Source organism: Kurthia sp. Dielmo (assembly GCF_000307285.2).
Lineage (GTDB): Bacteria > Bacillota > Bacilli > Bacillales_A > Planococcaceae > Kurthia > Kurthia populi.
The window spans coordinates 36,826-57,497 of record NZ_HE578956.1; the positions used below are offsets into that span (position 1 = coordinate 36,826).

Below are 20,672 nucleotides of genomic sequence, written 5' to 3' on the forward strand. Positions count from 1 at the left end.
TTACTATGTGCGTTCAACATCCGTTGAATTATTAGAATGTGAATCTTGCGCAAGCTAATTTCATTATAAAACCAACAAAGGATGCTTATGAAAAGTATCCTTTGTTTTGGGTACATGAAACTATTCATGTGCCTTTTTTTGCTTTTTTGTAACCTAAAAGTAATATAATTTTCACACCTTACGTGTTAATGTTGATAAAAATGTGGTATTATAAACGTAATGAAATAAACGCGAATCTCATACAAGCTATTTGCTGCGTGCAGTGAAATTGTATGAGATTTTAGTTTGAAGAGGAGAGACATTGGCATGACAAAAATCGAACCACGTAAATTAATGGATAAAGAAGCACCTAACCGCTCAACTGCGATTGTAAACGGCCGTTCATCAAATGTTTTAAACTGGGACGACGTGCGTTTCAGCTGGGCTTATCCTAAATACAAAAAAATGCTTGGTAACTTCTGGACACCATTTGAAATTAATATGTCATCTGACGTAAAGCATTTCCCTGGCTTATCAGATGATGAGAAAGAAACATTCAAAAAAGTAATTGGCTTATTAGCTCTTTTAGATAGTATCCAAACAGACTACGCTGGTCGCGTGGCGGACTTCTTAACAGACTCAAGTCTCAATGCGTTAATGATTATCCTTGCGCAACAAGAAGTTATCCACAACCACTCGTATTCATATATTCTTTCAAGCCTTGTATCAAAAGATGAGCAGGATCGTATTTTCGATTACTGGCGCACAGAGCCTGTACTTGAGAAACGTAATGAATTTGTTATTAAAGGTTATGAAAAATTCGCCGCAGATCCAACGGTTGAAAACATGTTAGACTCAATCGTCCATGATGTTATTTTAGAAGGTTTATTCTTCTACTCAGGTTTCTCATTCTTCTACCACTTAGCGCGTAACCAAAAAATGGTCGCAACAAGCACAATGATTAACTACATCAACCGCGATGAACAACTACATGTCGATTTATTCGTAAAAATCTACAAAGAATTATTAGAAGAATACCCACAATACGATACGCCAGAGCGCGCTGAATACGTTCAAAATGTATTCCGCGATGCTGCTGCACTTGAAATTGAATGGGCAAACGACGTAATCGGTGAAAAAATCGATGGCTTAGACATTGAAGATGTAGAAGATTATATTTACTTCTACGCAAATGTACGCTGCAGCCAATTAGGCTATGAACGTCCATTTGAAGGCTACCGTAAAAACCCACTAAAATGGATTAAAGCTTATGAGGATGTAGATCTTGGTAAAACAGATTTCTTCGAGCAAAAATCACGCCAATATACAAAAGTAAACGTTCAAGATAACGGTTTTGACGAATTATAATATAGTGTAAAGCACCAGCTGAGGGCCTGCCTCATCTGGTGTTTTTTTGTATAAATTGTGGTATAATTTGGTAAACATGCAAGGAGCTGATAGGATGCAAAAGCCGTTATTATGGGTGACATTTCACTTGCCGCAGGAATTGCTTGAGCCAATTAAATCCTATGTGGATGTGAAGATGTGGCAGGATCCAGAGTTTGATATGCCACAGGATGAGTTTGAAGCAGCAGCGCAGGAAGCAGATATTTTGTGGACAGTCGTTTCAAATCAAGTAACGGCGGATGTTATCAAGCGTGCACCAAAGCTGAAAATGATTGCGAACCTCGCAGTAGGTTATAACAATATTGATACCGAGGCTGCGACAGAAGCAGGAATTATCGTAACCAATACACCGGATGTTTTAGCAGATACAACGGCTGATTTGGCCTTTCTGCTTATGATGATGGCCGCACGCCGTACACTTGAAGGAGCGCGCGCTTTGTATCAGGGACAATGGAAGGGCTGGCAGGTGCTTGGTATGACGGGCATGGATATTCATCATAAAACATTAGGCATTATTGGTATGGGGACGATTGGTGAGCTTGTCGCAAAGCGTGCCACAGGCTTTGATATGAATGTTATTTATCATAATCGCCATGAGAAGCCCAATGCTTACGGTGCACAGTATCGCTCAAAGGAAGATTTATTGCGCGAGGCAGATTTCATTATTGTACTAACACCTCTCACACCGGCAACACGTAATCTAATTACTAGAGAAGAGCTTGCATTAATGAAAAAATCCGCAATGCTCATTAATGTAGCGCGTGGCGGCATCGTCAATGAAGATGATTTATATGAGGCTCTTATTAAAGGGGATATTTTAGCGGCGGCGTCCGATGTTTTTGTAGAGGAGCCAGTCCCAACGAAACATCCGTTGCTGACATTAGCGAACTTTACGGCATTACCGCATTTGGGAAGTGCAACAGTCGAGACGCGTTTAGGTATGGTTAGTCGCAATGTCGAATCACTTCTAGCGTATTTTAATAAGCATTCAATACCATTTAGAGTTGTATAAGGAGGAAGAAGCATGGTTTTAGCAAAAGGGATTACAGGTTTTTGTAAGGAATGTGATGTAACGACAATTGAAGAGAACGACTACAAAGAATTCCGTACGGCATGCTATGATGCAGCGCTACATCCAGAAGTGACACTTGTGAATATCGTCGAATGTGATTATCCATTTACATATCATAAAGCGTTATTTGATATTAATGATGAGCGTGTGATTGTGCTTTTAAATAGCTACTATCCATTAGTGAGCTTTGCAAAAGATGATGACCCACTTGATTTTTGTGATATTCCAGAACAACTAACAGCACTTAGTAAGCATTACACATTGCTAGATGAGGATACGCTGTTGACATACCCCACAGGTAAAGAGCTACAAGCATTAGACGGGGAAGAATTGGTGGCAATTGAGCACTGGAAACCGCGTAATCTAGGCGAAATTATTTTTAATACGTGGGATTAGGCCATAAAAAAGAAGTGGCTTATGTATAAAAACAATCGCTCCTATGAGCATAAGAAAAACCGGAATCGCACTAGGCGCGTTTCCGGTTTTTCGTTGCGAACACTAAAAAGGAAAAATGACGTGTTTTGTTCCAGTCACTTCTTTTTGTTGTAGTTATTTATTAAATAAATCAAATAGACCGCCGATGCCGCCTTCACCACTTGATTGACCGCCACCGCCTTGTGATACAGGTGCAGAGGCGAATACACGACTTGCTAAACGGCTAAATGGCATTGATTGAATCCAGACAGAGCCGGGTCCTTGTAACGTCGCAAGGAATAAACCTTCGCCACCAAATAACGATGTTTTGACACCGCCTGCACGCTCGATATCGTAATTTACGCGGTCCGTCATCGCGACTAAGCAACCGGTATCAATACGTAGACGCTCACCTGGGCGCAGGTCTTTACGGATAATAGTACCGCCCGCATGAACGAATGCTAGGCCATCACCTTCTAGCTTTTGCATAATAAAGCCCTCGCCACCGAAGAAGCCCGCACCTAATTTACGCTGGAACTCAACACCAACCGACACGCCACGTGCTGCCGCGAGAAAGGCATCCTTTTGACAAATGATTTTACCATTATATTGGCTTAAATCCATTGGAATAATACGACCAGGATAAGGCGCTGCGAATGAGACATGTTGCTTACCATGACCTTGGTTTGTGAATGTAGTAATAAATAGGCTTTCACCAGTAATTAGTCGTTTACCAGCGCCCATTAATTTGCCCATAAAGCCACCAGCACCACTTGTTTGTGAGCCATCCCCAAAAATCGTTTCCATTTGGATGCCATCTTCCATCATCATCATTGCACCTGCTTCGGCAATAGCCGTTTCACCTGGATCTAGCTCAATTTCAACAAATTGCATATCATCGCCGTGGATTTTAAAATCGATTTCATCATTCTTCATATGTGTTCCTCCCGTAAATGCTATTTCATTTATATACGCATTGTGACCGGAAAAGTTTCAAATATAAAAAATCCATCGTTAGATACTTCAAAAAAACTGTATTTTCTGTTAATTTTAAAAAAAGACATTTGGGAGGATTGTGTATGAAATTAGCGCATTATATTGATGGGGCATTTTACATCAATGAAGAGGAAAAATATTTAGACGTTCTAAATCCTGCAACAAGTGACACAATTGCAGAAGTACCGATGGCCACGCTACATACACTAGACTTTGCCATACGCACAGCAGAGCAGGCTCAAAAAGTGTGGGGACAAGTACCAGCGCCAAAACGGGCAGATTATTTACTCGATATTGGTTATAAATTAAAGGAAAAAAAGGAGCAGCTCGCACGTATTTTGACCGAGGAGATGGGAAAGGTCATTGAAGAGGCACGTGGTGAAATTCAAGAAGGCATTGATATGGCCTTTTATATGGCAGGGGAAGGACGCCGTTTACTTGGTGAGACGACACCATCTGAACTGACAGATAAATTTGCGATGAGCGTGCGCACACCAGTTGGCGTCGTAGGATTAATTACACCATGGAATTTCCCGATTGGCGTGCCCTTATTAAAGGCATTCCCTGCGATTGTTAGTGGTAATGCGGTCATTTGGAAGCCGGCCTCTGAAACACCGATGATTGCCTATGAGATGGCGAAAATCTTTGATGAGGTTGGCTTACCAAAAGGTGTTGTGAATATTGTCTTTGGCTCAGGCGGAGACATTGGAACAGAGCTTGTACAAAATCCTCATATTAATGTCATTTCCTTTACGGGCTCTACATCGACGGGACGTAAAGTGGCAGAGCTTGGTGGCTATCATTTGAAAAAAGTGTCACTTGAATTAGGCGGCAAAAATGCAGTTATTGTCATGGATGATGCGGATCTTGATTTAGCAGTAGAAGGCATTGTGTGGAGTGCATTTGGTACGGCTGGTCAGCGCTGTACGGCATGTAGCCGTGTCATTGTGCATGAAGCGGTTGCCGAGCAGCTAGAGCAAAAGCTCATTACAGAAATCGAGAAATTAACAATTGGCAATGGGCTAGATGAGGCGAATAAAGTGGGACCGGTTATTAATATGGAAGCCCTCTATAAAATTCATAGCTATGTTGAGCTTGCGCAGCTAGATGGTGCAAAATTATTAACAGGAGGTCATATTTTAGAGGGTGATGATTTTGATTTGGGCTGCTACTATGCACCAACATTATTTAATCAAGTACGCCCGGATTCTCGTCTAGCACAGGAAGAAATTTTTGGACCAGTCATCGGCTTAATTCAAGTAGCGAATTTAGAAGAGGCGGTCGCCGTTAACAACAGTGTGACATACGGCTTGTCGAGCTCGATTTATACACAGGATGTCAATACGGTATTTCGTGCACAGCGTGATTTAGATACAGGAATCGTCTATGTGAATGCCGGTACGACGGGAGCAGAAGTCCATTTACCGTTTGGCGGCACGAAGGGGACAGGGAATGGTCATCGTGATTCAGGGGCGAGTGCGCTTGAGTTATATACAGAGCTGAAAAGTGTTTATATCGATTTTAGTGGACGATTACAGCGCGCTCAAATTGATTGCTAGTTAGAAAAAAAGAGGCTTGGGACAAAACATATCATTTTCCTTTTTTAAGACTTCGCAACGAAAAACCGGAACCGCGTCACAGCGCGGTTCCGGTTTTTCTTATGCTTATAGGAGCGACTTTACACGTATGTCAAAGCCGCTTTTTTATTATTTAAGGCTGTGCCTTACCTTCTAGCTGAGAGATGGTCACACATGTATAGCCCTTGCTTTCCAAGTACGTCAAGATACTATCTAATGCATCAGCAGTTGTTGGGTGGATGTCATGCATCAAGATGATGGCACCAGGATATAGATGCTGTTTAACTGCTTGTAGGGTAGAAGCGGCATTACGCGTTTTCCAGTCGAGTGTATCAACGCCCCATAAAACAGTTGGCTGTGATAATTGCTGCTCAAGCCCATGATTACGTGCACCATACGGCGGACGAATCGTTAACGGCTCAATGCCAGTTGCTTTTTTAATTAATGTATTCGAATGCTCAATATTTTTAAGTGCATTTGCGGCCGTCATTTTCGATAAGTTTTCATGTCCATAGGAATGATTGCCAATTTCATGACCACCCGCTACAACTGCCTTCGCAGTATCAGGAGCTTCACTTACAGATTTTCCAAGCATATAAAACGTCGCTTTTGCACGATGTTTTTTAAGTGTCTTTAAAATACGCGGTGTCACATTTTTATTCGGACCATCATCAAATGTAAGTGCCACATATTTTTTACCATGTGTATTTAATGAAAAGACCGGTACATCGTATTTTTGATTTAGACGATCTAATGGAATCGTCACAGATGTTAATTTGTCTGTGAAAGTATGTGGTTGATAATAAATTTTTAAATTGTTGCCATCTAATGAGAAATCGTTGAATTTTGACCAGCTTGGCTCGGTTAATTTATCGATTTTTTTTGCTGAAATCGCTAAGTTTTTATTTTTCTGCTGTAACTTGATACGCACTTCCTTTGACATACGGTTGAGACGGACATCTGTGCTAATGATATCTTGAATCGACACCAATTTTTTCGTATGGCGATTATATGTAAAGGTTTGCGCTGTTGTGATAACAGTACGGTCTTTTTGAAGCTCTTTTTGTTTTATGATAAAGCTTACCTTTTTATTAGACGTTGTCGTATTAACTGATAAGACTAATTTCTTAGCGTCTGATTTTGTGAATGCATCACGTTTTTTGTAAATCTTTTTCTGAATTGCATCGTCTACTTTTTCAACCCCTGTTAAAGGATACATTAGTGTATAGTTCTCCGCACGAGAAACTTCCTTATTGTATAAAATGCCTTTAACTGGGGATTTAAGAGATGTAACGACGACCTTGTTAACTTCTTGTTTTTTTGGTTTTGTGGGCTCTTCGCTAATTTTTTGTACAGCACCAGCGAGATTTTGCCCTGTTTGATTACTATTTAATAGGACAAAGAAACAACCTACTAAAACAATAAGTACGATAAGTAGAGCTAAATTAACTTTCCCTAATTTAGTCTTTGGAAACCATTGCACACTGAACCCCCCTGTAGCTTTTGTACCTTAATTGTACACTATCAAAAATAAAAAACCACAATTAGCCGAAATTAGCTAAAAGTGGTTTTTTTTTATTAAAATAATGGTTCAATTGTTGCGACTTCAGATGGGCGGCCAATATGATATCCTTGGGCCGCATTACATCCATATTCGCTAAGTAATTCCAATTGCTCTTTATTTTCAACGCCCTCTGCAACAACGCGCATATTTAAAGAATGGCCAAATTGAATCATACCGTGAATCAATTTTTGCGTTTTCTTTTGATATGTCAGTGTTGAAATGAACGTTTGGTCAATTTTAAATTCTTCAAGTGGTAGAAGCTGCATATAACGGAATGATGCATAACCTGTACCAAAGTCATCGAGTACAAAGCGAATGCCATCTGCTTGTAGTTGTTTCATTTGTGTAATGATTGATGATTCTGCTTCAGCTTCTAATGCGAATTTTTCGGTAATTTCAATTTGTAAAAGAGAAGCAGGGCAGTTTGTGCGCTCTAGCACTTCACGAATTAATTTCACCATATTTTTATCTCGGAACTCACGAACAGATGAGTTGATGCTGACGCGAATCGTGTGTCCGCTGTTTTTCCATGCAACGGCTTGCTCACATGATTTTTCAAGCATAAATGTACCGATGTCATTAATCAGACCTGTTTCCTCTGCAATCGGGATTAAAACATCTGGCGGGATAATACCAAGTTCAGAATCTTCCCAGCGTACAAGGGCCTCAACAGCTTCGATTTTATTTGATTCTAAGTTTAATTGTGGTTGGTACAATACTTTTAAATCTTTTTGATCGAGCGCAATCATTAAGCGTTTTTCAATCATTGCACGCTTGCTAAGTGCTTTATGGTCATCATTTGAAAGGCTAGCGATGGTGCTACCGCCCTCTGTATGAATTTTATCAATAATTGCATGAGATGCTTTTAATAGGTGGTTAAATGTTTGTTGGTCTTCTGGATATTTTGAAATACCCCCACAAATTGTTAGCGGCAATGCCATGCCATCAATATAAATTGGATGTTGTTTTAAGTACGCTAGGAAGCCTTGGATGAACCATTCGCCAAGCGGTGTTAAAACAGCAAAATCATTGATTGTGATACGGGCCATTACACTATCTTGGAAGTACATTTTCATACGATTTGTAAATTCTTGTAGTAGGATGCTTTCCATTTCTTCATTGTATAACTCTTTTAATGAATAGAATTTATCGATGCTCAAGTAAACGAATGTGAAATGTTGTTTTTGATCAATCATTTCATTGACGATTTGCTCTAAGCGATAACGATTCATTAAGCCGGTTTCTTGGTCTACATAGGCAATTTTTTCTAAACGCTGTTGTAGTAATTTTTTCTCTGTGATATCTTTTGCTAACACAAGATAATAATCAGGTGTTTTGCCAGAAGTAGTGACAGGGATAGCAATTAGCTCAACCCAATAAGATGTGCCGTCTTTCGTCATTTTTTCTACTTCACCCTGCCAAATCTTGCCGCTATGAATGACATTCCAAATTTCATTTACTTGTTCTGTACCCACATCTGTTTGAGGGAACATTTGCCACAATGTTTTACCTAAAATACGTTTTGGCGTCCATTTACTATATTTTAAGTAAAGTGGGTTGGCAAAGTTAATGAGACCTTCATGGTCAAGAGAGAGAACCATAAATGATTCTTCTAAGCCTGAGCGAAGGCAGCTAAGTTCTGCTACAGCACTTTCTTCTGATGAAAAAGCATTAAGGAAACGAACCATAATAATGCGTTCGTCTCTAATTGTTAATGCTTTTGCAAAAAGAGACATTTGCAGCATTTCTGAATCTTTTGTTAATAATGTGAAATTATTTAGCGTAAGTTCTTTGTGTGAGCGTAAAATAGTAGTAAATTGCTCTTCCACCTTGTCTTGTTCATCATTAAAAATTGGTGGAAATTTACCTAATACCTCATCTGTACTGTATCCAAATACATTTTCACAATAGGTATTCCATGAAATAATATTTCCTTCATGGTCCAATGTCATCATAGGACTGTGAATGTGATTTAGTATCGGATTAGCATATTGAAAAATATTCTCGACTTCATTCATGTACGCAACGACTCCTTGAAAGTACTTTAATAAGTTCTATTATAAAGAAAAATGAGTTGTAAGTCATTACTAATGGATAGATAATTGGCAATAATCTTTACAAGATAGGGGAAAAAGAGTGAGAAGAGAAGGATATTTGAAATTTAAAATAGGATTATTGTCTTCTATAAAAATAAAAATTAAGGGGTAAAAAGTATTGTATGAATAAACATCTAAAAGGTATTTTGATGGTCTTAATTGGCTCTATGTTGTGGGGCGCTACAGGACCAATGATGGAGTGGATTTTACATGAAGGGTCAATAAATGCGTCCTTCATGCTAACAATCCGACTATTACTTGCTGGAATTGCGCTATTATCATTCATTAAGTGGCGTGGTCAAAATGTGACAGCGATTTGGAAAAATAAATATTGGGCTACGTCATTGGTATTATTTAGCTTAATTGGTATGTTAGGCGTACAATATACATTTGTAGCAACCATTAATAGTAGTAATGCAGTGTTTGCAACATTATTACAATTTTTAGCGCCAATTTTTATTATTTTATATGTGTCTTTTGCTAATAAAATGCTACCACCCATTTATCAGGTTTTAGGCATTATCGGGACACTTGTTGGCTTGTTTTTACTACTAACAAATGGGCAGTTAGATGAATTACTCGTAAGTAACAGTGCTTTAATTTGGGGTGTGGCACTTGGCTTCGCTTTCGCATTTTATACGGTGTACCCGGTAAAAATCATGAATGAATGGGGCGTTATGCAAGTGGTTGCGTGGTCGATGATTGTCGGCGGTAGTGTTCTTGGAATTATTTCAGGATTTTGGCAATGGGAGCAGTGGGCAGTGCTCATGCAGCCTCAAATTTTACTAATGATGCTCGGCGTTATTTTCTTTGGTACGATTGCTTTTGTGCTATTTCTCGGAAGCATGACGTATATTACACCTGTTGAAACGAGCGTGTTATCAAGTATGGAGCCGCTAACCGCAACAGCTGTATCGATTGTATGGCTTGGGCGTACGCTTGAGCTTTATCAATTTGTAGGCGTCGTTGTCATGTTATTATTTGTGACATGGTTATCAATAGAAGGAGACCGACAATCACGGAAAAATGCGGTAGAGAAGTAATGATTTACAGGCTTATGGTCAACTTGATGGCGGAGCCTGTTTTTTTGTGAGAAAATACGATTATCGAAATAAATAGAAAGGAAGATTGCGATGAAAAAAATTTTAGCGTATATGGGGCCGTATAAATGGCCAGCAATCATCGCACTCGCGTTCATGCTTGTTGAACTAGCTGTGGAGCTTATTCAACCACTTATCATTGGTAAAATTGTCGATGAAGGCATTATGAAAGGTGATATGACCTATGTAGTGACGTGGGGAAGTATTATGATGGGGCTTGGTTTACTTGCGTTTGCGGCGGGGATTACGAATTCCTTTTTCTCAGCACATGCCGCACAGAGCTTTGCCTATGATTTGCGTATTGCGTTATTTAAAAAAGTGCAGTCACTATCGATGCCTAATTTTTTGAAATTTCCAACATCAGCATTGATTACACGTCTAACAAATGATGTTACGCAAGTGCAGCAGGTATTCTTTATGAGCATGCGCTTTATGCTTCGCGCGCCACTTGTTGTTATTGGCAGTTTGATTTTAGTATTTTTCGTAAATGTGGAGTTAGCGCTTTATCTCGTGGCACCCGTACCATTTTTATTATTATTTTTATGGTATATGGTCAAAAAGGGCGGTCAGAGCTTTGAGCGTGTACAGCGCACGATTGACCGCGTCAATCGCGTCATTCAAGAGAATTTACAAGCAACACGTTTGATTAAAGCGTATATGCGTGGCCTGTACGAATCTTCTCGTTTTGTCAAAATCGCGCAAAAGTTACGTGATAACACGTCGCGTGCACTTCAATTAATGGAGATTGTACAGCCGATTTTACTCGTTGTGATGAATGCGGCGCTACTTATTATTATTTGGTTTGGTGCGGAGCAGATCCAAGCTCGCTCGATGCCAGTCGGGGACCTAGTGGCTGTTATCAACTATGCACTACGCATTACCGGAAACTTTAGTATGTTTTCATTTATTATCGTATTATTTGCACGTGCAAAAGCGTCGGCTGATCGTATGGAGGAGGTACTTGCTATTGAACAGGCAACCACTGCGACAACACTTAATCCGACAAAGGAAAATGATGCTGAGGTAACCTTTGAACGTGTAAATTTTTCGTATGTAGAAGGAAAAGAGATTTTAAAAGATATCGATTTTACATTGCGTCCACGCGAGCAAATTGCGATTATGGGGGCGACAGGTTCAGGGAAAAGTACATTGCTACAGCTAATTCCTAGATTATATGATGCAACGGCGGGGCAAGTGACGGTTGAGGGCGTTCCAATTGCACAGTGGCCAGTAGCAGCATTACGTGAAAAGATTGGCTTCGTACCACAGCGCTCGCTACTTTTTACTGGAACGATTTTTGATAATATCGTGTGGGGCAAAAAGGATGCAACGCCTGAGGAAGTTGAGGAAGCGTGTAAGAAGGCCCAAATTCATGATGCGATTATGGCATTTGATGACGGTTATCAAACACGTGTTGGTCAAAAAGGTGTCAATCTGTCAGGTGGTCAAAAGCAGCGCATTGCGATTGCGCGTGCGCTTATTCGAAAGCCTGCGATTTTACTGTTTGACGATAGTATGAGTGCACTTGATATCCAAACGGAAGAAAAACTCTGGGCTGCGCTTCAGAAGGAGCAGGCGACGATGATTGTCGTAACCCAAAAGGTACATACAGCCCAAGCAACAGACCGCGTTTTCTTAATGGATGACGGAAAGATTGTGGCATCGGGTACGCATGATGAGCTTTCGAAGACATCTCCTTTGTATGCGGCAATTATTGAATCACAACAGGAGGCGAGCGCGCATGTTTAAACCATTTGGCTACGAGCCCATTTTGACGAAGGACATGCTTCAAAAAAAGAAAAAACAGCGCGATAAAGCGTCTAATATGGGCGCTACTTTAAAACGTATTTGGCATTATGTAGATGAACAGCGCGCGTTATTGCTCATTGTGTTATTAATGGTAGTCCTTAGCTCAGGGCTACAATTACTAGGCCCGTTTTTAATTGGGCGCTTAATTGATGCGCATATTATTGCGCGTGAGCTTAGTGGTATGGCGACCATTATTGCGGTTATTGCGATTAGCTACATCGTATTGTCTATTACGTTGTTCTTACAAAATTATTGGATGATTGGCATTGCACAGCAAACCGTCTACCGCATGCGTACGGAGCTCTTTAATCAATTTCAAAAGTTACCGATTTCCTTTTTTGATCGTAAGCAGCACGGGGAATTAATGAGCCGCATGACGAATGATATGGACAATGTCAGCTCGACCTTAAATAGTACATTCATTCAAGTGTTTTCAAGTGTCCTAGTGCTGACGGGGACGGTTGTTGTGATGCTGACGTTGAGTCCGCTACTGACGCTCATTACAATGATTATTATTCCGGTGATGTTTATTGCGACGCGCTGGATTACACGTCGTACAGGTCCACTTTTTAAAGGCCAACAGCAGCGTCTTGGTACTTTAAATGGTATGGTCGAGGAGTCAATTTCAGGTCAACTAATTGTCAAAGCCTATTCACAGGAGGAGCGTATGATTGAGGACTTCACCGGGAAGGCGGATGAGCTACGGCATGTTGGCTATTGGGCGAATGTCTATTCTGGTGGGATTCCAAAAGTCATGAACTTTTTAAATAATGCGAGCTTTGCGCTTGTTGCAGGTGCTGGTGGGATTTTAGCGGTCAACGGGCATTTATCCGTCGGTACGATTGTCATCTTTACCGAATATGCGCGGCAGTTTACACGTCCACTAAATGATTTAGCGAACCAATTTAATAATGTATTATCTGCGATTGCAGGGGCGGAGCGTGTTTTTGAGATTCTCGATGAAGAAGTCGAAAAAGAGCCGCATGCAAAACCTTTAAAAGAACGCTTGGCAGGACATATCAAATTTGATGATGTGACGTTTCGTTATGATGTGGCAACAGAGAAGCCAACACTTTCGAACATTAGCTTTGATATTCCAGCGGGGAAAACAGCTGCGCTAGTAGGTGCGACAGGCGCTGGGAAAACGACGATTATGCAGCTGATTGCACGATTTTACGATGTAGATGACGGGGAGCTGACAATCGATGGGCGCGCGATTGAGACGATTAGTAGAACGGATTTGCGCGCACAGATGGCCTTTGTGTTACAGGATCCATTTTTATTTGAAGGAACGATTCGAGATAATATTCGCTATGGTCGCTTAGATGCAAGTGATGCAGCAATTGAGCAGGCAGCAAAACAGGCGAATGCACATCAATTTATTGAAAAATTAGAGGGCGGCTATGATCATGTACTAACCGAGGATGGTGGCGACATTAGTCAGGGGCAAAAGCAATTATTGTCGATTGCACGAGCACTCGTGGCAGACCCGGCAATTCTACTTCTCGATGAGGCGACGAGTAGCATTGATACGGTGACCGAAATGGCGATTCAAGAAGCACTCGATCGTCTCATGAAAGGGCGTACGAGCATTGTCATTGCGCACCGCTTAAATACCGTGAAAAATGCCGATTTCATTTTCGTTTTAGAGCATGGCAAGCTACTCGAAGGTGGCCCACGCGAGGAATTATTCGCATCCAAAGGGCGCTATTACGATATGGTCATGCAAGGGAAATAGTTCAGAAAAAAAGAAGGAATTGCGCTTTTGCAATTCCTTCTTTTCGTTATAAAACGATAGCTTACACAATAAACAATCGTTTCTTAAAATAGGCTGGTCGATCCGCGCGCAAATTCCCTGTGAAGAACGACGCATATGGTATAAAGCGCATGAAAAGCCATGATATAAGAATCGACGGAATAAAGCTCACGAGCGTATAGCCAACGATGCCATAATCGAAGAAGTTATTAAAAATTTTATCAAATGAAATATGGGCATACATAATAATGAGTGAATGCCGCTCAACGACCTCTAGTACACGCAGGCGAATAAATTTCGTAATAAACTGGAATGTACCAAGTAGTACGATAATGCAGGCGATTGGAATAACGATATCAAGCACAGGATGATTGTAGTGAATAAATTTCATACTAACATGATAATCAAGCGCCCCAATCCAAACAGCGCGCATTGCCCATAGTACGATGCCAAGACTGATTACATAAAGAGCGAGTGGAATGTGCTTTAGTAAATCGCGTGCATAGTAACCAATCGCAAAATAAACAATCGCCATAAGGGCCACATCTAGATTCCACGGCACAAAAATGGCTTGCGAAGCGGCATCTGCTGCGCCGCCTACTATATCAATGACATAGTGGCTCTCTAGCTGTGCGAGTATGTAGAAGCTAATCAGTACAGTGATTTGCAGCCATCGTTTTAAATAATGGGTCATGAGCATAAAGAGCACATAAACCGTTACAAGTGTTGTGATAAACCAAATAACAGCGTAGCAACCACGTGCAAAGCGTCCACCAATTACGATAGAATAGAAATCATTGAGATAGTAATCCAACGAATCATTTCCGGTTGCGAATGCTAAAATATAGCGTAAAATCGTAATAAGTGACACGAAAAATACGTAAGGAATCATCAATTGCAACATGCGTTTTTTAATCGACTTGCCAATTGTTTGATTTTTTGAAACGGGACGGAAAAACAAGCCGCTCAGTAAAAAGAATGCGGGCATGTGAAACCAATAAATATACGTTAAAATGGGATGGTCCATTTCACCAGGGTAATGGCCGATAACCACGAGAATCATTAAAAATCCTTTGATGGCATCGACCCAAGTTAAACGTTGTGTCATGTATCTGCCTCCAAACCTTATATATTTTATACCCGTGATGTATTTTAGAAAAGTATTTATTTTGATAACAAAAGATTACAAAACAATTTCAAAAACATAATAGAAGGTGGTTCTAACTATGCAGCTTTTCGCAATGAAAGCCTCTTATCCGTTAGATGAACAAACAAAACAAGAAGTAACTGAATTATTAACACGTGCAACAGCACAGGACGACGTAGATTATAGCGTGTTAATGCACGCACCATTTTGGCAAGCAGCCGAGCAACGTGGCTTTTTTGTCTTAGTCTACGATGATGACAAAGATTTATTAATCGGCGCATTAAGTGCGCTTGATTTATTCGGCTTAAATTCGTATGAATGGGCAGCAGTTGTTGACCCAGCATATCGTCGTATGGGTATTGGAGCAGAGCTTGTAGCAGGCTTTAAGCACGGACTATCTGAACGTGAATCAACAGGTGAAATGGCAACAACGTATCCAAGTGAAGCAGCGGAAGGATTCTTAAAAAGTGTGGGCTATGAATACAATTCATCAGAGGCAACACTAAGCACGGAAGCAGCCGAGCAGGCACTTGTCTTCCCAGAGGATGACGATATCCGCCCATATGAGCAAGGGGATTATTTAGCACTTCAGCATATGATGGAAGCAGGCTTTGGTGACCTAGCTGAAGAAACGGAACAGCTTGTCGCGCAAACAGAAAAAAATGATCATATGCAGCTTGCGATGTATATTGAAGACGGCGTAGCAGTTGGGACGATTTCAACAACTGTACGTGACCACGAGCTATGGGTGACAGCCTTCACTGTAGAGCCAGGCTATCGCCGCTCAGGTATCGGTACGAATTTATTAAAATGGGCACAAAATGAAGCTGTGAAAAATAATCAAACCGAAGTATTATTAGATGTTGAAACAGATAACGACGAAGCACTGAATTTATATAAAAAAGCAGGCTTTCACATAAAAGGGCAAGTGGATTACTACGTTGTAAAATAACAATAAAAGAGCAGCTATCTATAGCGGATAGCTGCTCTTTTTTGTTTTATAATAAAAAATCCGTCATTGATTTTCCGATTAAGTGAAGCTCATGCATCGCGCGTGTCGTTGCGACATATAATAATTTACGCTCAAGCGGTGTATCACGGAAGCCTTTGTCATCGCATACAATCATGACGGCATCAAACTCAAGCCCTTTTGATAAATGACTTGGTACAACAAGCAGCGCCTGCTGATCGATTACGGCGCCCTCATCGAGTAGCTGCGCGTGAATACCGGCAGCTTGTAATTCCTCTGAAAAGCGCTGTGCCTCATCAGTCGTTTTACAAATAAGCGCAACGGATTGATGACGCGATTGGATATCGGTAAATAATTCACCGATTTGCGCAGCATCAAAGGCTTTTTGAGCGTGGAACTGTGGCTCGAGACCATGTCGCACAACAGGCTCAACAAGCGGTAAATCTTCGTCCATTTTTGATAAAATCTTATTCGCTACAGCCATAATTTCAATCGTCGTACGATAGCTTTTTTGTAGGGTCTTGTAGCTTGCGCGCGGGAATAAATCACGTACAGGCGCCCAGTCCGTCAGCGAACGGTAGCTATGGATTCCTTGTGCAAGGTCGCCAACCATCGTAAACATATCGGTGTCTAAGCCTTCTTTTAATGCAGCCAGCTGGAAGAGGCTATAATCTTGCACCTCATCAATAAAGACAACGCGAATTTTATGCTCCTCTTTAATGCCTTTGATTTTCGCATGTAGGAAAAACAGCGCCGCAAGGTCTTCGTTGGTCCATTTTTCTTTTGTGTGCGCAAGTTGGAATTTTTTACGCTGCGCTTTAGTCCAGTGCGGTGCAACCATTTGCTGTACAGCATCCTCTGTCAAAAAGGCGCGATATAGCTTTTTGACATTATGTTTTGAGAAGCGCTTCATATAGCTAGAAGCAGTCGTTTTGGTTTCTTTTTCAATCGATGGAATGCGACGGTCGCGCTCATCAATCCAACGTGTTACTTCTTTTTTACGGCGCTCGGCATCAAAAATATTGAGCGCCTTACCGATGATGTCATCGTATTTCTTATTTAAAGTATATAAAATTTGTTTTTTCTTTTGGCGTACATGGCTTTGAATTACCGATTTCATTTTTTTAACACGTTCTTCAATTGGCAAATACGCGTAATCCTCAAGGAATAGCTCCTGCAAATGACTAGCACGTAAAATACGGTATTTATCGATGTAAACATCTTCAAATAATACCGCCATTTCCTTCGCCAGTTCATCAACATATTGTTGCATCATATCGCGGTATTCAAGCGAGCCCTTTAGACGCGGAATATTCAGGTCGACTTTACGTTTATTAAGCGCCACAAGTTGTTCTAAATAGTGATTAGGATCCTCTAACTTCAGCTTGAGACCTGTTGCATCACGCACATAATCTGCGAAGGTAGACTGACGAATTTTTCCGACACCAAGCTCTGGTAGAACATCAGCGATATAGTCGATGAATAAATTATTTGGTGCTAAAATCATGAGCTGTGAGGCATTGAAATGTTCACCCATCGTATATAAAAAGTACGAAATACGGTGAAGTGCAATTGTCGTCTTTCCAGATCCGGCAGCACCTTGTACGATAATTGGCTGTTTTAGATGTGCTCGAATAATTTCATTTTGCTCTGCTTGAATCGTCGAGACAATTTCTGTTAAACGCACGTCGGCTTTTCCTGCTAATGCGTCTTGTAGTAATTCATCATTCGTCGTTAAATCAATATCACGTACTTCGAGTAATTTGCCATGCTCAATTTTATATTGGCGCTTTGAAAATAAATGACCGTTCATTTCCTCGCCATTGACGTCATAGGTTACGTCACCTAAACGCCCATCATAATAAACATTCGCAACAGGGGAGCGCCAATCGACGACGACAGGCTCCTGTGTTTCTTTATCAAATAGCGATGTTTTCCCGATGTATAATTTTTCAGCTGCTTCGCCTTCCTTTTGAAAATGAATGCGTGCAAAATAAGGCTTTTGCATAATAGCCTCTAAGCCTTCCTTTTGATTACGTGCCATATCAAAGAAGCGAGCATTCGTTAAAATATTTAAATAGCTCGAGCTTGAATCTAAATATTCTAAGTCAGCCATCGATTTACGAATATTGTCCTGAGCCGTTTCAACGTCACGTGCCGATTCTTCGAGCACATTTGCCATATAGTGTTTGACGTATGCTAAATGACTGCGCTCCTGTTCAAATTCTGGATGCTGCATGAAAAATCCCTCCATCAAAAAGTCATACCCTCTACTATACGCCATTTTTTTCGACAACAAAAGTTTTCGCTAGCTTTGGCGATATGAACCGAGAGAAATGGCTTATCACACGCGAAAGCGTCTTTTGGCTACGACTTATTGTTAATTATGTGACAAGGTATGCCAATAGCCCGGTAAAACATTCGTATTACCATAAAAACCATGCGTAATGCCTCTATTAAATCGGTTCAGTTAATATGAAAAAGCAAATAATTAGTAATCATAAGAATTGAAACAGGCCGTTTTCAACCCGTAGAGGCTTAAAAACGCCCCATTTTCTATGTTTTTGGGTAGTTTTTTTAATTGACCATGCTAGAAAAACCTTGATCTTTTAAATGGCGCTATTTTCCGGCAGAGGCTCAAAATGAACCCGAAAAGGCACAAAATGGGATAAAAATGCCCTATTTTGAGCGACCCAATTGAAAAGTTATCGTAATTACCGCCAAATTTTTAGTAGTTATCTTGCAAAAGTCTTTATTTAAACAAATGATTAATAACTTCGTATGTATATAGACGGATGGCTGACACTTATTCAAAAATATGTCGTATCCAAAACACGCCAGTTGGGGTTTTCATTCGCAGCTACAAAATAAAAAAGAATCGCTTAGTAGAAATAAGCGATTCTTGTTATTACCATTTAGCGATATGCTCCTCGCATGTGCCAAGTAGCTGTTGAATATGAAAGTAGGCGCCGTTGTCCATTTTGACGCGCCCATTGTAATAACCGACCATTTGATGAACTGCTGACGTCACAAGCTTCGCATCTGATTCGGCGACACGCTCGAAAAATGGGGTGAATGTTAGCTCCACATCTTTTGAAAAACGCGTCTTTACTTTCCATGGCTTCATATAATCGGCAGCATCATAGGCGAATAATACATCCTCATGAATTTTCGTCATATGCCCATCAATGAACAGTGCATTTTCTGTCATACCGGTGCCATCTGTCCATGAGCCACCAAGATTTAAGCCAACACGATGGAAGCCCAGTCGTTGGGAGGCCATTCCCCAGTTCCATGTTGCCACGCGCGGCCATATCCCACGCCCGTAGTCGAGAACAGCGAATGATTCGAGTGGCTCAAAGAGATACTTCTTATCACCGAGTTTGACATAGCCAGTAGTTGGTAGGCTATGGTGCTTCGCTGTGAATTGGAAGGTTTTGCGGTTCCATGGAATAACTACATTTAGCGATTCATCGTCCTTTGGATGGCTAATTGTCAGCTCCGCTTCGAGTATATCATCATCAAAATCAGGTACATACACACTTAGCTTCGTTTCATGCTGAGCTGTATGTAAAATATTAATTTTCATTTCACTATTATTGAAGGTGACAGTTTGTAGTACTTCCTCAGACATTTTTACATGATGACTCAGTGGTGGCAATGTAATTGTTTTTTCGAAAAAGCGCTGTGTTTCATATTCTAGGAAGTAGACAAAGCACACGACCGCATAATCGAGGTGGCTAATCGTCGCTGAAAATAAAATTTCATCGCCAAAGACACACCAATAATTCCACTTTTTCTTACGCATAAAATGACCCTTCAAATTACTTGTAATCAATGGTTGTCGAGCATAGCCGATTGCTTGGGGATTTAAATTCCCTTTTTGGTCGCAAAGCATCGTCGGCTGTAAAAGTTCTTTTTCAGCGTGCTGTGTCAATGTCTAAACATCCTTTCCGTACAAACGTATATAACCTCATTGTAGCAAAAAAATACTAAGGTGTCTTACTGAATTTGGCCCCTAAAATAGAAAAGGAGAATCGCAATTTTTTGCGATTCTCATGTAGTTAAGAAAACAGTCCAGCCCAGAAAAATCGGATGATTTCTTCTGCTCCTTGGCGAGGTGTTTCAAAGAGACGTGTTTCATCATAATCAGTATAACGTCCAACATTCATTAGCGCTAAAAAGGTATGCAAAATAAATGTCACATCTTTTTTAGGAATCGTTCCAAGTAGCATTTCTCGTTCGAATGCATCACGAATCGCTTCATGCATAAATTCCTCCGATGCATGAACACTTTGTTGTTGTGCAGGCGACAAGCTAGGGAAGGCCTCGCGAATAAAATTATTAATATCGACATTTGCTGTGGCATTGGCATACACTTCAAGTAAATTAATTAAGCGTTCTTTAAACGAATAGCGTTCGTCTGCAAGCACACACTCGGTCCTTTTTTTTATGCGACTCATCAGTTGAATAATCGTTTCGGTGAACAGTGCAGCTTTTGAATTGTAATAATAATAAATTGTTGCCTTCGTAACATTCCCAGCTTCTGCTATGCTATCCATTGAGACAGCTTTATAGCCATGAGTCATGAATTCTTTTGATGCAACGATTAGAATTTTTTGTTGCATCGGTATATTTTGCGAATCTTTTTTTGGTCTACCAATTGTTCGCCCAGTTGTCTTTGACATCAAGGGGACCCCTCTTTTCTAAAAATAATTACATAATTATACCATGAAGTGGGAAAAGTTAATTAGTGAACATACTTGAATAATTAACTATCGAGTA

15 protein-coding genes are annotated in these 20,672 nt (G+C 40.5%); 8 read left to right on the forward strand and 7 right to left on the reverse strand.

Translation table 11 applies throughout. The annotated features are described in order from the left end of the window. The first annotated feature begins 306 nt into the window (after positions 1–306). From KTHG_RS00670 to KTHG_RS00680, 3 genes are all read left to right on the forward strand, one after another. The gene (locus tag KTHG_RS00670) at positions 307–1,347 is read left to right on the forward strand and encodes a ribonucleotide-diphosphate reductase subunit beta (RefSeq protein ID WP_020188986.1); all 1,041 of its coding nucleotides are present in this window, start codon (positions 307–309) and stop codon (positions 1,345–1,347) included. Positions 1,348–1,441: 94 nt separating this feature from the next. After that, the gene (locus tag KTHG_RS00675) at positions 1,442–2,398 is read left to right on the forward strand and encodes a 2-hydroxyacid dehydrogenase (protein WP_020188987.1); all 957 of its coding nucleotides are present in this window, start codon (positions 1,442–1,444) and stop codon (positions 2,396–2,398) included. A 12-nt stretch (positions 2,399–2,410) separates the two neighbouring features. Beyond that, positions 2,411–2,854 carry a hypothetical protein gene (locus KTHG_RS00680; protein ID WP_020188988.1) on the forward strand — a complete coding sequence of 148 codons (444 nt, stop codon included), beginning with the start codon at positions 2,411–2,413 and terminating at the stop codon, positions 2,852–2,854. Positions 2,855–3,007: 153 nt separating this feature from the next. Here the strand turns inward: KTHG_RS00680 and KTHG_RS00685 are convergent, their stop codons facing one another. Continuing rightward, positions 3,008–3,808 (reverse strand): TIGR00266 family protein, encoded by an 801-nt coding sequence (locus tag KTHG_RS00685; RefSeq protein ID WP_020188989.1) that lies wholly within the window; start codon positions 3,806–3,808, stop codon positions 3,008–3,010. A 143-nt stretch (positions 3,809–3,951) separates the two neighbouring features. Here KTHG_RS00685 and KTHG_RS00690 point away from each other — a divergent pair, with 143 nt between their 5' ends. Next, positions 3,952–5,427 (forward strand): aldehyde dehydrogenase family protein, encoded by a 1,476-nt coding sequence (locus KTHG_RS00690; protein ID WP_020188990.1) that lies wholly within the window; start codon positions 3,952–3,954, stop codon positions 5,425–5,427. 151 nt (positions 5,428–5,578) lie between these two features. Here KTHG_RS00690 and KTHG_RS00695 read toward each other — a convergent pair whose 3' ends face one another. Next, positions 5,579–6,928 carry a polysaccharide deacetylase family protein gene (locus KTHG_RS00695; RefSeq protein ID WP_020188991.1) on the reverse strand — a complete coding sequence of 450 codons (1,350 nt, stop codon included), beginning with the start codon at positions 6,926–6,928 and terminating at the stop codon, positions 5,579–5,581. Positions 6,929–7,023: 95 nt separating this feature from the next. Further along, positions 7,024–9,027, reverse strand: coding sequence for a sensor domain-containing protein (locus KTHG_RS00700; protein WP_020188992.1), 2,004 nt, complete (start codon positions 9,025–9,027; stop codon positions 7,024–7,026). Between the two features lie 200 nt (positions 9,028–9,227). Between KTHG_RS00700 and KTHG_RS00705 the strand changes: the two genes are divergently transcribed. The 3 genes from KTHG_RS00705 to KTHG_RS00715 all read left to right on the forward strand — a co-directional run bounded on the left by KTHG_RS00705 (position 9,228) and on the right by KTHG_RS00715 (position 13,752). Next, positions 9,228–10,148 (forward strand): DMT family transporter, encoded by a 921-nt coding sequence (locus tag KTHG_RS00705; RefSeq protein ID WP_020188993.1) that lies wholly within the window; start codon positions 9,228–9,230, stop codon positions 10,146–10,148. Between the two features lie 90 nt (positions 10,149–10,238). Then, the gene (locus KTHG_RS00710) at positions 10,239–11,954 is read left to right on the forward strand and encodes an ABC transporter ATP-binding protein (RefSeq protein ID WP_020188994.1); all 1,716 of its coding nucleotides are present in this window, start codon (positions 10,239–10,241) and stop codon (positions 11,952–11,954) included. Continuing rightward, complete coding sequence (locus tag KTHG_RS00715; protein ID WP_020188995.1) at positions 11,947–13,752, forward strand: ABC transporter ATP-binding protein; 1,806 nt, start codon at positions 11,947–11,949, stop codon at positions 13,750–13,752. Before KTHG_RS00710 ends, KTHG_RS00715 begins: the two co-directional genes overlap by 8 nt. Positions 13,753–13,813: 61 nt before the next feature. On the opposite strand, the gene KTHG_RS00720 is transcribed toward KTHG_RS00715, so the two are convergent. Next, a complete protein-coding gene (locus KTHG_RS00720) occupies positions 13,814–14,878 on the reverse strand; it encodes an acyltransferase family protein (protein WP_020188996.1) in 1,065 nt (354 codons plus the stop codon). A 118-nt stretch (positions 14,879–14,996) separates the two neighbouring features. Between KTHG_RS00720 and KTHG_RS00725 the strand changes: the two genes are divergently transcribed. Beyond that, positions 14,997–15,869, forward strand: a complete 873-nt coding sequence (locus tag KTHG_RS00725) for a GNAT family N-acetyltransferase (RefSeq protein WP_020188997.1) — start codon at positions 14,997–14,999, stop codon at positions 15,867–15,869. A 46-nt stretch (positions 15,870–15,915) separates the two neighbouring features. Here the strand turns inward: KTHG_RS00725 and helD are convergent, their stop codons facing one another. From helD to KTHG_RS00740, 3 genes are all read right to left on the reverse strand, one after another. Continuing rightward, on the reverse strand, positions 15,916–18,126 hold the full coding sequence (gene helD / locus KTHG_RS00730) for an RNA polymerase recycling motor HelD (protein ID WP_020188998.1): 2,211 nt from the start codon (positions 18,124–18,126) through the stop codon (positions 15,916–15,918). Positions 18,127–18,795: 669 nt separating this feature from the next. Continuing rightward, positions 18,796–19,824: a DUF2804 domain-containing protein gene (locus tag KTHG_RS00735; protein WP_020188999.1), complete on the reverse strand. Its 1,029-nt coding sequence runs from the start codon at positions 19,822–19,824 to the stop codon at positions 18,796–18,798. Positions 19,825–19,951: 127 nt separating this feature from the next. Then, positions 19,952–20,575 (reverse strand): TetR/AcrR family transcriptional regulator, encoded by a 624-nt coding sequence (locus KTHG_RS00740; protein WP_020189000.1) that lies wholly within the window; start codon positions 20,573–20,575, stop codon positions 19,952–19,954. Positions 20,576–20,672 lie beyond the last annotated feature (97 nt).

What these genes read in the sequence shown, in the direction of transcription:
- KTHG_RS00710 (WP_020188994.1), top strand. Translation starts at nt 10,239, where the DNA reads ATGAAAAAAATTTTAGCGTATATGGGGCCGTATAAATGGCCAGCAATC.
- KTHG_RS00705 (WP_020188993.1), top strand. Translation starts at nt 9,228, where the DNA reads ATGAATAAACATCTAAAAGGTATTTTGATGGTCTTAATTGGCTCTATG.
- helD (WP_020188998.1), bottom strand. Translation starts at nt 18,126, where the DNA reads ATGCAGCATCCAGAATTTGAACAGGAGCGCAGTCATTTAGCATACGTC.
- KTHG_RS00715 (WP_020188995.1), top strand. Translation starts at nt 11,947, where the DNA reads ATGTTTAAACCATTTGGCTACGAGCCCATTTTGACGAAGGACATGCTT.
- KTHG_RS00690 (WP_020188990.1), top strand. Translation starts at nt 3,952, where the DNA reads ATGAAATTAGCGCATTATATTGATGGGGCATTTTACATCAATGAAGAG.
- KTHG_RS00675 (WP_020188987.1), top strand. Translation starts at nt 1,442, where the DNA reads ATGCAAAAGCCGTTATTATGGGTGACATTTCACTTGCCGCAGGAATTG.
- KTHG_RS00720 (WP_020188996.1), bottom strand. Translation starts at nt 14,878, where the DNA reads ATGACACAACGTTTAACTTGGGTCGATGCCATCAAAGGATTTTTAATG.
- KTHG_RS00725 (WP_020188997.1), top strand. Translation starts at nt 14,997, where the DNA reads ATGCAGCTTTTCGCAATGAAAGCCTCTTATCCGTTAGATGAACAAACA.
- KTHG_RS00670 (WP_020188986.1), top strand. Translation starts at nt 307, where the DNA reads ATGACAAAAATCGAACCACGTAAATTAATGGATAAAGAAGCACCTAAC.
- KTHG_RS00740 (WP_020189000.1), bottom strand. Translation starts at nt 20,575, where the DNA reads ATGTCAAAGACAACTGGGCGAACAATTGGTAGACCAAAAAAAGATTCG.
- KTHG_RS00680 (WP_020188988.1), top strand. Translation starts at nt 2,411, where the DNA reads ATGGTTTTAGCAAAAGGGATTACAGGTTTTTGTAAGGAATGTGATGTA.
- KTHG_RS00700 (WP_020188992.1), bottom strand. Translation starts at nt 9,027, where the DNA reads ATGAATGAAGTCGAGAATATTTTTCAATATGCTAATCCGATACTAAAT.
- KTHG_RS00685 (WP_020188989.1), bottom strand. Translation starts at nt 3,808, where the DNA reads ATGAAGAATGATGAAATCGATTTTAAAATCCACGGCGATGATATGCAA.